Genomic DNA, 13459 nt, shown 5'->3' with positions numbered 1-13459 from the left:
TGTATTCATCTATGGATCTTTCTGATATCTTTTAATATATTTTGATTCTCTAAATCAATAAGACCCGTAATTTTCTTTGTTTTAAAATGTTCTCCAAATCTTAGATAAGGAATTCGAATTTTCAAATTTTTAGCCTGGTCATCAGACAGGCCCGTAAACCTAAAAATTACGTTTGCCTGAAAATCATAGTTGCGTTCTGGCATTGAACTAAATCACTTCAAATATGGGTTATAACGCTCCGCTTCACCGGGCGCAAAATGCGGAGCGAGGAACGAGAGCAGTGCTTGGCGGTCCGTGTACAAGTAATTGTTATTCCTTATTTTTCATTTATTCTCACCCATTTGCCGTTAACTCAGTTTTTCAAAACGTCCCCATTGGGGATCACCGATTAAACGACCTACAACCCGAACTGATTCAATCCAGTCCTGCTGGCAATGCTCAAGTGGATCAGGAATTGTTTTCCATTCATCTTGATCAATGCCATAATCCTCTTTACACGACTCAAAGGCTATCTCTAAATTTTCAAACCAGTAATCACCTAAAGATGGGCCATCTTCAATGATGTCGTATTCAAACAAGTAAACTCCATCCTCACAGTCATGGATCATTAACCGTTTTATATTTGAACTATTGATTTTTGTTTTTGTAATATATCTCACTTGATTTGAGGGATAACGCTTGAGCTTAGGGGCCGCCGAGCGGAGCGAGGATCCTGGCGCAGCCCCTACAGTGGTCCCTTAAAGCGACTTGTTAGACATAATATTTAACTATCTTAATTAAAATAACTTTCCACGAAGAAAATCCTTATAGCGCTGTGCTCGTTTTAAAACGTCATCGTAGGTCCATATCAAAATTTGAGCCTTGATTAGTCAACAATCTAATTCGTTCTACATCGTCCTGAAAGTGCTGTTGCCTTCCAGCAACTAAAATCATTTTAGGTCTATAGACAGAAGTTTTTAATTTTAACCTTTCCTCAATATATCTTCGATTACTTGAATCATCAAACCACTCTCTGTAGTATTGAAGCTGTCCAATAGCTTCTTGAATTATTTGAGAAAAATAAACACGATTTGTTTTTCGGTCATTGGTTTTAGGGATGGGCGTTTTAATTCAACCAAAGCACTCGAGCCCCCATCAATTTTTTCAAGGAAAAAATCAGGTATTAATTTACTTCCGTCTTCTTTATAAAGTATTGGATGAGGGTGTAATTCTCCAAAATCAATTCCAGAAATTATATGAGGGTGTTTTTCAAAAAAAAGTTGGAAATCGCTTTCTCCTTTTGCACTTGTAGAATTAATTAAATCTTCAAGCTCTTCCAAAATTTGATCAGAATAACCGCACACTGTTTCGACAGGTTGAACATTTGAGCCTCGAAATACAAAAGGACCATACTCGGAAAAAGCATCATCAATACGTCCAATAGCTGTTGAACCAAAAGGACGAATACGAATTTTACCCGTACCATCTAATACAAGAAGCAATTGTTGTTGATCAAATGAAGGGTCTATAGCTGGAATTTTTCCTAATGCATTTTCAAGTGAACGTAGGTAGGTTTCACCACCTGTTGACAAAAAACCATCTCGTAGAAAACGCCTATCACCGAAAAGCGTTTTGATAAGATCAGATGGAACTATTCCTGAACGACCACCTTGAAGGGCGCCAATAATAAGATCAATTTCAGTTAATTTACCGTTGCTTTCAACTATTTTACCTCTTTTATTGAAACGACCATACTTCGTACAAATTTATATCTGCAAAAAAATTCCAAAAAGTACTTTCATAGTCGTATATATGCAAATTTTCGGGTTCTTGTTCTTTAAAATTTGGTAAATTTGAAAGCGTAACATCGCACCGTTCAAATAAATCAATTATTGCTGGTGATCTAGCTATAAGACTCGAAAAAATATCCATATCTGTTTTTAAAAATACTCAATTACCTAATAAGTCCCCTGTCCTTCCAGCTCGTATTATTGCTGAAGCAGCTCTTTCACCAATGGCAACTTTTTACCAAAAAAATAACGACAAGAATCTTCAAGTATCTTTTGCTCTTCGCTTGGTGAGTGCTTTTTATATATAGGCATAGATATTGTTCTCACTTGTCTAACGCCACACTTCACCCTGACGGGCGCAGGGGCGAGAAAGTGTTTGAAAGATGCCGACCGCCGTTAAGTGATACCGCTTGAAAACCGCACTCGCGCCCGGTCGGCGTGCAAGTGTTTGTTAGCTGCTTGTAATACCGATTACCATTAATTCAAGAGCATATTCATAGACGCGTTCTGATAAATCTGTGCTTGACCCAAGTAATTTCATTACCTCATTCCTATGCTTTGTGTAATTTGGATTGTAATAATCATTGAAACTTCCCATCCCCCCATAAACAGATCTAATCGAAGATGATAGATCGCTTAATTCCTTTTGACGGATGAGTTTGATAATGATTTTGCATTTTCAAGTTGTCGTTCAAAATGATCAATCCAAGGACAGTCCTCGTCTAAACGTAAATGAATACACAAATGTTCGAGCGATTGTATTAGTTTATCGAGCTGATTTTTTCGAATAGATAACTGAATTTTCATAGTCCTCGATCATGTTGAATAGCAGCTAACAATTATTAGTGGACATTTTTGTCCCATAACACCTTCTCAGAGGGAAACATGGACATTATTGTCCGATATTCTATGAACTTCCGGGTATATGGGACCACCATGTCCCGTATTGGGAACTGATCTGTCCCATAATACCTTCTCAAAGTGAAAAAGCGACAACGCTGTCTCATAATCCACCATATGCCGGAATACGGGACTGATTTGTCGCATATTCTTATATTTCTTGCATTTTCAGACATCCTTGCATAATGCCTTGACGTTTGTTGTCATTAACATTGTTGACCTTAAACTCACACATCTTTCTCTCGGATATTCAGTTGTATGATCACCCCAAAGGCAACTGTCCGTTTATAGCCAAGCTGTTAAATTCTTACTCTTTGAATTGAACAATTGCAAGGAGGTATTTGTGAGCCCTGCGCCCCAGACAAGGCTGCTTGACAAAGTGCGTGACAAAATTCGCCTCAAGCACTACTCCATTCGGACAGAAGAAGCTTATACAAGCTGGATAAAGCGTTACATTCTCTTTCACGGCAAGAGGCACCCAAAGGACATGGGAAAGAAAGAGATTGAGGCCTACCTGACCCATCTCGCAACAAGACGGAACGTTGCTGCCTCGACGCAGAACCAGACATTCAGCGCCCTGCTTTTTCTTTACAATGAGGTGCTTAAAATTGAAATTGAAGGCGAGATCAAAGCCTTTCGGGCCAAAAAGCCGATGCGCCTGCCTACCGTGCTGACGGTGGATGAAACCCAAAGGGTACTTGCCGGGATGTCCGGCCAATACCTGATCATGGGGCAGCTACTGTACGGGGGCGGATTAAGGGCCATTGAATGCCTGAGACTGAGGGTAAAGGATGTTGATTTCGGGCTTAACCAGATTGTCGTTCGCGACGGCAAAGGGCAGAAAGACCGCATCACCATTTTTCCGGATGTTGCAAAGGAAAGGCTCAGAGAGCATCTGGATCAGAGAAAAGCGCTTCATGAATCAGACCTGGCCGATGATGTGGGCAGTGTCTATCTGCCCAACTCCCTGGCCGTAAAGTATAAAAACGCGGACAAAGAGTGGGGCTGGCAATACGTTTTCCCTTCGTCGGGTCTATCTGTCGATCCGCGGTCAGGGATCAGGCGCCGCCATCACCTCCATGAAAAGACGTTGAATCGGGCCATCTATAAGGCGCGAAAACTGGCCGGGATAATCAAACCGGTGACCTGCCACACCTTCCGTCACTCCTTTGCAACGCATCTCCTTGAGGCAGGCTACGACATCCGAACCATTCAGGACCTTCTGGGCCACAAGGACGTCAGCACCACCATGATCTACACCCACGTTCTCAACAAAGGAGGGCTGGCCGTTCAGAGCCCGTTGGACATCCATCATCAGCGCAAGGTCCATTGAGCCTTTTCGGGCAGTTGCTTCCCTTGAGCCATTCATCAACTCATGCAAATAAAAACATGCTTCCGGCGGATCGCTTAAAAAAAACTCCGCGGTAAAATTTGTAAAGAGCCTGCCCCCTGTTTAGTTTTGATGCTTTTCCTGTTTTACTTTAGCGAGTCCAAGAGAAGCTTTAAAAACTATTTAAACGGTAGGTTAGCTTTTTTGTTTTTTATTGTGCCCTTTTCCTTTAGCCTTGTTTTTACCTTTCTTTTGTCCCTTGCTTGTTCCCCGACACTGTCCGTCAGCTAACGAAAACGATCCTCTCTTGAGTGCATGAAAATCAGCTGAACCCGGCTTGATCCCGAGTTCTTTGGCTATAGCTCCCCATCCTTTATTCTTATTGCTCCTGTATACCTTTACTACACTCTCTGGTTCAGTGTTTGTCATCTTGCCGAGTTGAAGACACATAAACACGTCAGCGGGCAACTCTACAGTTCTGATTATTGTCTGGACTTCAGGATAAGGGACACCGAACTGGGCACTCAACCTGGCGCTGAAATTATCTATGTCGGCTGTGGCCTGAATATTTAGGTTAGAAAGGAAATTATCTAAATCTGCATACGCATTACTAACCGAAAGCATAATAATGAACGTCATGGTCAAATTGATAAACGCTTTTTTCATAATTTTATTTCTTTCCTATATCCGATATTTTAAGTTCATCATTCGACTTAAATATATTGATTGGGCTAAAAATGAATAACATGCCTATCGGACAGTAGCGCCTGCCACGTAAAAAAAGACAAAACCATCCGATATTCATTACAATTCTTGAACCTCAAAACACAACACATGTGGTTTTCACCATCAACATCGCGCTTCAATAAACCACGCACCACATAACGGTGCCATCCCAAACGAGCTCGGGAAATAAAATTCAGCTATTCGCAAAATTTTACTAATATTCATATCTTTTAATCCTCATGAATGCAAGCGTGTTATAACGTTACCCAAACCTAACATTTCATGGATAAACAACCATCCCAAACGCGACGACAAACTGAACCAAGGTTAAAAACCTGTTTACCAAACTTTCTTGTGGCGTCGTAGCGTAGCCCTTGAGCGACAATGCATCAAAAGGCTGGTCCTCGGCAGGGCCGCCAGAGGCAACAGCACGCTGCCTGGTTGCTGTTTTGGGATCATTTTTTGTCAAAAGATCTGGACACGGAGGAAGCCGTCAACGATGTGATGGGCCTGAGGGGTTAGGAATCGGAAGCGACATCGCCCATGGAAGGTGCATGGGCGACGCCGTAACAGAAAGGAAAGGATGAAGGGAGGATGCCTATCGGGTCCCCTCTGGGCTTACCGGGTTTACCTCCCCTGGACGGGCGGGAGCCGGGCTTAGGGTTTCCGTTGCCCCTGGGGCTGTTTGCCTTGCCGGAGCCGGTGCGTGTTTTCGTTTTGGTGGCGGCTTTTTTGCCGGAGCCACTGGATTTTGCCTTGCGGGACCGAGACTCCTGCTTTGCGGTTTTGCGCTTCTCCGCCGATTTCTCACTTTCGAACTCTACCTTTTCTTGCCGCTGCCGGTGCTGCCCGGACGGTAGAGCACAAAATCCGGCACCTCGTGGCCCTGGGTGTAGCCGTCCACATGGGCCACGGGAAGCTTGCGCTTGAGAAAGGCTTCGATGGCCTCAAGGAAGGGCACCTCCTCGGCACCCACCAGGGAGATGGCCAGGCCCTTTTCTCCAGCCCGGCCCGTACGGCCGATGCGGTGGACGTAATCTTCGGGGATCTTGGGCATGTCGTAGTTGACCACACAGGGCAAACCGCTGATATCAAGGCCCCTGGCAGCCACATCCGTTGCCGTGAGGACCTGGATGCCGCCCTCTTTGAACTCCTGGAGGGTTCGGTTCCTGACGGACTGGCTCATGTTGCCGTGGAGGGCGGCCGAGGGAATCCCCCGCTCCATGAGCTTGTCCCGAAGCTTGTTGGCCCCGTGCTTGGTGCGGCAAAAGGCCAAGACCCTGGACCAACGGCCCTTGGTGATCAGGTGGACGAGAAGCGCCCGCTTGCTGGACTTGTCCACGGTGTGAACCCGCTGGTCCACGGCATCTGCTGCCGCTTTTTCAGGGGAGACCTCGATCTGGGCGGGGTTCGTGAGCATCCGTGAGGCGAGCTCGCGGATCTCCGGGGTATAGGTGGCGGAAAAGAGCATGGTGCGGCGCTCTTCGGGCAACAGCTCCAGGATCTGGGAGATCTCCTGACTGAAGCCCAGATCCAGCATGCGGTCGGCTTCGTCAAAGACGAGGAACTCGATGTCCATGAGTTTTACGTGCCGCTGGATGGCAAGGTCCAGCAAACGCCCGGGCGTGGCCACCAGAATGTCCACCCCGCGCTTGAGACGGGTGATCTGAGGATGAATACCCACCCCGCCGTACACCACGGTGCATCGCAGGGAGACACGCCGGGCATAGCCTTTGATGCACTCCCCCACCTGAAGGGCCAGCTCCCGCGTAGGGGCCAGGACCAGGGCGCGGGGATGCCTGCCGTAGCCCTTTTTCTGACCCAGAATTTCTACCAGGGGCAGTGCAAAGGCGTCGGTCTTGCCCGTGCCGGTCTGGGCCCGGGCAAGGATATCCTGCCCTTCGAGGATCACGGGCACAGCCCTCTCCTGGATGGGGGTGGGCTGGGCATAGCCCTTGTCGCTTATGGCTTTCAGCAGTTCGGCACGAAGGCCAAGTCGATCAAATGACATCTCGTTCAATCCTCATTTCACTGTAACTGTTTCTTCAAATACTCCGGCCTGCTTCTATCACGGAAGGCACCCTTGCAGATAGGCTTTTATCTCAGCCGCGTCTTCCATGGCAAGGCACTCGGCCAGGGCCTTTTCCGCGTCCGTGGCGCGGACGGATCGGATGAACCGCTTGGCTTCGGGAATGGCCGAGGGCACCATGCTGATCTGGCGGGCCCCCATGCCCACAAAGAGGAAAATACTCTCCTTGACGGCAGCGGCCTCCCCGCAGATGCACAGGGGTTTCCCTAAATGGTTGCACACCTTAACGATATGGTCCACGGTGGCCACCACCGACGGATGCAGGGCGTTAAAGTGAACGGCCACCTTCTTGTTGTTCCGGTCCACGGCCAGGAGGTATTGCATCAGGTCGTTGGTGCCTACATTCACGTAGTCCACGTACTTCAACAGCCGGTCCAGAATGGACACGGCAGCCGGGACCTCCACCATGATGCCCAGCTTGATCTCCCGGTCATAGGCGATGCCCGCCCGGTCCAGGTTCTCCTTCTCCTCGGCCACCAGGGTTGCCACCCGCCGGATCTCCTCCACGCTGGTGATCATGGGAAAAAGAATCCGGGTGTTGCCGAAGACCGAGGCCCTGAGAATGGAGCGGATCTGCACCCGGAACACATCCTCCAGGTCCAGGCTCAGACGGATGGAGCGCCAGCCCAGGAAGGGGTTGTCCTCCTTGGGGTAGTCCAGGTAGGAGAGGAACTTGTCCCCGCCCACGTCAAAGGTGCGGATGGTCACCGAGCGCCCCTGGGACTTTTCGATGACCCGCCGGTACAGAGCCACCTGCTCCTCTTCCGAAGGAAAGGAGGTGCGCAGCAGAAAAGGAAACTCCGTGCGATAGAGCCCGATGAGATCTGCCCCGTACTGCCTGGCCAGCATCATATCCGAGAGCAGGCCGATGTTGGCCCCGAGCCCCACGGTGACGCCGTCCACGGTCTGGGCCGGGAGTTCCCGAAGGCCTTCGAGTTTTTTGCGGGCCTTGAGCCCCTCTTCCCGGCGCCGGGCGTACTCGTCCCGGATCTCCTGGGAGGGGTTTGCATACACAATCCCGGAGACCCCGTCAACAATGAGGTAATCCCCGTCCCGCACATGGTCCAGAATCCCCTCCACCCCGATGACGATGGGAATCTCCAGGGACCGCGCAATGATCACCGTGTGGGAGGTGCGCCCCCCCTTGGCCAGGACAATGCCCTTCAGGTGCGGCTGGCGAATGGCCAGAAGGTCCACGGGCGATATGTCCGAGGCCACGATGATGGTGTCCCTGGCAAAGGCCTGGCCCGCGTCCCCGCCCATGCCCACAAGATTTGCCAGGACCCGACGCCCGATGTCCAGGACATCGGCGGCCCGCTCGCTTAGATACGGGTCCTCCATGGACTTGAACATCTTCACGTACGCCGTGATCACCTTTTTCAAGGCGTATTCCGCGCTGACCTTCTCCTCGATCTTGGCGATGATCTTCTTTTTCAGGGAAGGGTCCGTCAGGAACATAAGGTGGGCGTCGATGATGGCCCTGTCCTGCTCGGAGAGCCTCCGGGCACTTCTCGCCACCTCACGGATCTGGACTTCGGACGCCTCAAAGGCCTGGTCCAGGCGCAGGACCTCGGCCGACGTGTTCCGCACCTTCATGCGATGGACCTGATTAAAATCCATGGTTTCAAAGGTAAAGTGGGCATGGCCCGCGGCCACGCGATCGGACACCGGCTCTCCCCGAAGGTGGGAAAAGGAGTCCTCCTCTTCGGACTCTCCCTCCTCACCCGGCTCCAGGGAGCCGTCGACCTCTCCCCTCTTCCGCTCTTCCCATAAGATGGTGTAGGCCACCGTGGCCGCCAGCTGGCCCGCGATCTTCTGGAACACCGGGATATCGTCCGGCCGGATCCCCTCCTCGGCCAGGGTCTGAACCACAAGGGCCCCCAGGACCTTGCGGTGGTAGATCAGGGGCACGCCCAGGTAGGTCTTGTATTTTTCTTCGCCGCTGCCCTCGTAATACTTGAAGCGGGGGTGGGCCGAAGGGTTCACGATGAACACCGGTGCCATGGTCTCGATGACCATACCTGTTAGGCCTTCGTCCACATCCATCTCGATGGTCCCCACGGACTCGCGGGTCAGGCCCACCGTGGCCTTCAGGTGCAGGCTGTTGCCGTATGGGTTGTAAGCGTACACCGAACAGACCTCCGTGGCGAATCGCCCGGCGATCATCCCCACGATGCGGTCCAGGGACTGCTCGGGGTTTTCGGAGTCGCTCATGGTCTCAAGGATCTCTTCCAGAATGTCTCGTTTGTCGTCGCGCATAAAATCCCTTTGTACCAAAACGCACAATCTGTCCGGGCAACACCGCGCTCCCATCTGCGGGCGGAGCAGCCCGGATATGTCATGACAAGCCCATCAGGCCAACGCTGCAGGGTATGACCAGTGGGGTAGTGTCAACCAATTCAACCGGCTTAAGCATGCAAAAGGCAGTTCACGTTATTTCGCTGGGTTTTCTCATCCGCCGGGCAAGCCGGGGCAGCTGTGCAAAGAAAAGAAACACCACATTACCACTGCCGCCCGTCCGCCACAAGGGCACCCAGCCTGGTTAATCAGGAATATTGGGAAGGGTCGTGATCTCGCCCTTGTAATTTCGCAGGGTGTATTCTTTGTCGTTTTTCTCCACGTAACTGTAGTAAGGCATCAGCATGATCTTCCCGATGCTGGTGGCCACCACGTACATGGGCTGGGCCAGCCCGCTGGTGTGTCCCCCAATAGATCGCGGTCAGGGTCGAGTTTCTCCACCGGTGTACGGAAATGATCGATGCCCGGGGCGGGTTCGCAGTAGAAGAGGTAGTAGGGACGAATCCGAATGGACAGGAGTTTCTGGTGAAGGGCCTTGAACGTCTCTGTATCGTCGTTGATCCCTTTGAGCAGCACCGCCTGGTTGCCCACCTGGACGCCGCAGGAGAGCAGGTCATACACCGCACGTGCCGTCTGCTCCGTGATCTCCCCGGGGTGGTTGCACTGGGTGTTGATCCAGATGGGCACCCGGTGGTACCCGGAGAGCACCTCTTTTAAGCCCGGCGTAATGCGGTGCGGAAGCACGATGGGGGTGCGGGTGCCGAAGCGAATCATCTCCACATGGGGAATCTCCCGCAGCTTTTCCACAAGCCAGGCGAGCTTGTCATCGGAGAGCACAAAGGGATCACCCCCCGTCACCAGAACATCCCGGATCTCCCCATGATCCCTGATCCACTGCAACCCCTCCTCAATGTCAAAACGAAACCGAACCTCGCGCACCACCACCAGCTCCTTGCGAAAACAGTGGCGGCAGTACATCGCGCACATGTCGGTCACCAGAAAGGCGATACGGTCATGGTATTGTCGGGCGATGCAGTCGGGGCGGGTTTCGCTGGTCAGCCGGTTCTCTTTCCATGCCAGGTAATTTTCCACCCCGAAGCGGTTCTCCTTTTCCAGCACGGACGGAATGATCTGGCGACGAATGGGGCACTCCGGGGTCCTCCGGGTCCATGAGAGAGGCAAAAAGGGGTGGTACCCCACCGGACATTCTCTTTTTCAGCCTCTTCTATTCCTTTTTTCTCCCCAGGAGACACCGTGACATACGCCTGGAGCTTTTCCAGTGTGTTGACACTCTCCTCAAGCTGGGTCACCCACGCTTCCTTCTGATATCCCATGTCACCTCCCTTCCCTGCGGTGAAGAGCAAGTAAAACAAGGTTCAATACCATTGATTATACATGAAACCCGATGCAAAGCCATGAGGCTCTCGCGATAAAAGCGTCCTGCCGTAAGGAAAGGGCAGCAGTACCTCAAACCATGGCCCGGCGCACTGTTCAGAAATGGTGGGTCCGGGCATCGCGCAACCTTTGCCATATCGGATAATCATCGAATACCATTGAACAATCCCTGCCACCATAGTATACATAAACATCATGCACGGGGCTCACCGGCAGTCCCCTTCGCCCTTAAAAAAACCGTTTCCCGGGGCCACCGACCTCTCCTCTTCCTGCCATAAGACCTCCCCCTTGCCCCCAGCGAAACAACGCGTCCCGGCATTTTTGCCTTTCGGCACATCACGCCTTTTCCCTCCGAACCCTTGTTTTAAGGAACTCGCCATGAGCGCCCGAACCGACGTCCTTGAGTTAAAAAACCGAATGTCCCAGTCTATCCTGGGGCAGGAGACCATCGTGGAGCGCCTTCTCCTGGGGCTCCTTGCAAACGGCAACCTCCTTGTGGAAGGGTTGCCCGGCCTTGCCAAAACCCGAGCCGTCAAGGCCCTGGCCACCAACCTGGACGCCGGGATGAACCGCATCCAGTTCGTGCCGGACCTGCTTCCCTCGGACGTCACGGGAACCGAGGTCTACCACACGGTCCAGGGCCAGGGAGAGTTTCAGTTTCAGGCTGGCCCCATCTTCAACAACATCATCCTGGCCGATGAGATCAACCGGGCCCCGGCCAAAGTCCAGGCTGCCCTTCTGGAAGCCATGGAAGAACGCCAGGTCACGGTGGCCGGTACCACCCACGAACTGCCGGAGCTCTTCATGGTCATGGCCACACAGAACCCCATCGAGCAGGAAGGCACCTACCCCCTGCCCGAGGCCCAGATGGACCGGTTCCTCATGCATGTCTCCATCACGTACCCGGATGAAGCAACGGAGATGGACATCGTGAGACTGGTGAGGCGCGAGGCAGGCGCCACCAACGGCAACAGCGCCCCGGCGGAGCCCATCCCCCAGCAGGTGATCTTCGACGCCCGGAAAGAGATCGACGCCGTCCACACGGCCGAGGCCGTGGAGACCTACATCGTGGACCTCATCTCCGCCACCCGGAACCCGGAGCGATACGACGGTGACCTGGAAAAGTGGATTCAGGTGGGGGCCAGCCCCCGGGGCTCCATCGGCCTGGACAAATGCTCCCGCGCCCACGCCTGGCTCGCAGGCAACGACCACGTCACCCCCGAGGACGTCCGCGCCGTGCTCCACGACGTCCTTCGCCATCGCATCATGCTGAGCTATGAAGCCAACGCGGACGGAATCACCGCCGATGAGGTACTTTCCGAGCTGGCAAAAACCGTGGCCGTGGCGTGAAAAGGAAGCCCACCATGAACCGACCCGATACACACCCCGGCGTCTACGCACGCCTGAGCGACCTGATCCGCCTGAAGCACAAGGCCCAGGGGTTCAGCTTTCTGCCCAGGCAACCGGTGCACAGCCTGCTCACGGGCAGGCACGCCTCACGCCTGAGGGGACGGGGTCTGGATTTCGAGGAGATCCGGGGCTACCTGCCGGGGGACGACATCCGCAGCATCGACTGGAAGGTGACCGCCCGCACCCGGAAACCCCACACCCGGGTCTACTCCGAAGAACGGGAACGCCCCGTTCTTCTGGTGGTGGACCAGCGATTGAGCATGTTCTTCGGCACCCGGGTCAACATGAAATCGGTCACCGCCGCCGAAACTGCGGCCCTTGCAGCCTGGCGGGTCATCAGCTCCGGGGACCGGGTGGGCGCGGTGATCTTCAACGACGAAGAGGTCCGGCACATCCGCCCCCATCGAAGCGCCAGAACCGTCATGGAGATCCTCAACCGCATCATCGAATTCAACCACGCCCTGACGGTGGACAGCCGCATCACCCCGAGCCCCGGTGCCCTGGACCGAGCCCTGGAAAAAACAGCCCACCTGGCCCGCACCGACACCCTCATCTGCATCATCAGCGATTTTTCTGGGATCACAGAGGACACCTGCCGACACATCAAGCTCATGGGCCGCCACAACGACATCATCCTCGGCATGATCCACGACCCCACGGCAACGGATGCGGTGAACGCCGGGACCATCGTCATCAGCGACGGCATGCGCCAGGCGTCCCTGGACAGCAGTGATGAGGACAAACGCAACCTCGTGCGGGAGGTGTTCAATGAACGGCTCCACCTCCTCACCGAAGAGTTGACCCGATACGGGGTTCCGGTGCTGCCCATCCACACGGCAACAGGGGCGGCCGAGCAGATCCGCGATTCCCTGGGAGCCCGATGAGCCCAACCCGAACAGGGTGAGGAAAACCAGATGACAGACCCCACAAGCCTGGACAACCTCCACGATATCATCCCCTTTTCGCCCCAACCCCTCTGGCCCCCGGCCCCGGGATGGTACGTCATTGCCTGGATCCTTGCGGCGGCCGCTACCTGGCTCCTGATCACGTCAGCCCTCAGGTGGAAGCGCAACAGGTACCGGCGGGAGGCCCTGGCTGAGCTGGCCCTGATAAATCGAGGCAGCCCCCCCACAGGGGACGAGCTTGCCCCCTTACCGGCCCTGGTCAAACGCACGACCCTTGCCGCCTACGGCAGACAAACCGTGGCCGCCCTCACCGGCGAGCCCTGGCTGGCGTTTCTCGACACAAGCCTCTCCACAACGGCCTTTACCCAGGGAACAGGGCGACTTCTCATCCGCATCCCGTATCAGCCAAAGGCCCCCCTTGACCCGACCGAGGCAAAGAACCTGATTCACCTGGTCGAAACCTGGATAAAAAAACATGAAACGTAACGGTTCAGATCTTAAGAAGCTGCCTTCTATGGTTAAAGGGACCGACAAAAAGCGTGCCTCCGGCGGCGAGGTGAGCCACCTCGAAAGCTTATTGCCCTTGCGCTTTGTCCCTCGTTCCTCGGGCCAAAGCGCAAGGGCCTTCGGCTCGGGC

13 protein-coding genes are annotated in these 13459 nt (G+C 53.3%); 4 read left to right on the top strand and 9 right to left on the bottom strand.

The genetic code is table 11. The features are described 5' to 3' along the window. Positions 1-347: 347 nt before the first annotated feature. From ACOYW1_RS07595 to ACOYW1_RS07580, 4 genes are all read right to left on the bottom strand, one after another. On the bottom strand, positions 348-578 hold the full coding sequence (locus ACOYW1_RS07595) for a hypothetical protein (protein WP_482422314.1): 231 nt from the start codon (positions 576-578) through the stop codon (positions 348-350). Between the two features lie 253 nt (positions 579-831). Further along, positions 832-1047 carry a hypothetical protein gene (locus tag ACOYW1_RS07590; protein WP_482423683.1) on the bottom strand — a complete coding sequence of 72 codons (216 nt, stop codon included), beginning with the start codon at positions 1045-1047 and terminating at the stop codon, positions 832-834. After that, positions 1047-1571 (bottom strand): Shedu immune nuclease family protein, encoded by a 525-nt coding sequence (locus tag ACOYW1_RS07585; RefSeq protein WP_482422313.1) that lies wholly within the window; start codon positions 1569-1571, stop codon positions 1047-1049. The genes ACOYW1_RS07590 and ACOYW1_RS07585 overlap by 1 nt, the downstream gene beginning before the upstream one ends. A 649-nt stretch (positions 1572-2220) precedes the next feature. Further along, on the bottom strand, positions 2221-2424 hold the full coding sequence (locus ACOYW1_RS07580) for a DUF6966 domain-containing protein (protein WP_482423682.1): 204 nt from the start codon (positions 2422-2424) through the stop codon (positions 2221-2223). Positions 2425-3012: 588 nt separating this feature from the next. Between ACOYW1_RS07580 and ACOYW1_RS07575 the strand changes: the two genes are divergently transcribed. Continuing rightward, positions 3013-4002: an integron integrase gene (locus ACOYW1_RS07575; RefSeq protein ID WP_482422312.1), complete on the top strand. Its 990-nt coding sequence runs from the start codon at positions 3013-3015 to the stop codon at positions 4000-4002. A 192-nt stretch (positions 4003-4194) separates the two neighbouring features. Here ACOYW1_RS07575 and ACOYW1_RS07570 read toward each other — a convergent pair whose 3' ends face one another. The 5 genes from ACOYW1_RS07570 to ACOYW1_RS07550 all read right to left on the bottom strand — a co-directional run bounded on the left by ACOYW1_RS07570 (position 4195) and on the right by ACOYW1_RS07550 (position 10312). After that, positions 4195-4665 (bottom strand): hypothetical protein, encoded by a 471-nt coding sequence (locus ACOYW1_RS07570; protein ID WP_482422311.1) that lies wholly within the window; start codon positions 4663-4665, stop codon positions 4195-4197. 880 nt (positions 4666-5545) lie between these two features. Then, positions 5546-6736 (bottom strand): DEAD/DEAH box helicase, encoded by a 1191-nt coding sequence (locus tag ACOYW1_RS07565; protein WP_482422310.1) that lies wholly within the window; start codon positions 6734-6736, stop codon positions 5546-5548. A gap of 57 nt (positions 6737-6793) precedes the next feature. Next, complete coding sequence (ptsP, locus tag ACOYW1_RS07560; protein WP_482422309.1) at positions 6794-9073, bottom strand: phosphoenolpyruvate--protein phosphotransferase; 2280 nt, start codon at positions 9071-9073, stop codon at positions 6794-6796. Positions 9074-9356: 283 nt separating this feature from the next. Further along, complete coding sequence (locus tag ACOYW1_RS07555) at positions 9357-9491, bottom strand: hypothetical protein (RefSeq protein WP_482422308.1); 135 nt, start codon at positions 9489-9491, stop codon at positions 9357-9359. Further along, positions 9452-10312, bottom strand: a complete 861-nt coding sequence (locus ACOYW1_RS07550; RefSeq protein ID WP_482422307.1) for a KamA family radical SAM protein — start codon at positions 10310-10312, stop codon at positions 9452-9454. Before ACOYW1_RS07550 ends, ACOYW1_RS07555 begins: the two co-directional genes overlap by 40 nt. Before the next feature lie 573 nt (positions 10313-10885). Here ACOYW1_RS07550 and ACOYW1_RS07545 point away from each other — a divergent pair. From ACOYW1_RS07545 to ACOYW1_RS07535, 3 genes are read left to right on the top strand one after another with little or no spacing between them, the layout of a single operon-like run. After that, positions 10886-11857: an AAA family ATPase gene (locus ACOYW1_RS07545; protein WP_482422306.1), complete on the top strand. Its 972-nt coding sequence runs from the start codon at positions 10886-10888 to the stop codon at positions 11855-11857. Between the two features lie 14 nt (positions 11858-11871). Next, on the top strand, positions 11872-12801 hold the full coding sequence (locus ACOYW1_RS07540; RefSeq protein WP_482422305.1) for a DUF58 domain-containing protein: 930 nt from the start codon (positions 11872-11874) through the stop codon (positions 12799-12801). 30 nt (positions 12802-12831) lie between these two features. Further along, a complete protein-coding gene (locus tag ACOYW1_RS07535) occupies positions 12832-13308 on the top strand; it encodes a DUF4381 domain-containing protein (RefSeq protein ID WP_482422304.1) in 477 nt (158 codons plus the stop codon). The last annotated feature ends 151 nt before the right edge of the window (positions 13309-13459 follow it).

The organism is Desulfoluna sp. CYM3A, from assembly GCF_056829965.1.
The sequence above is the reverse complement of the archived record's forward strand: the minus strand, read 5'-3'. Positions and strand labels throughout refer to the sequence as shown.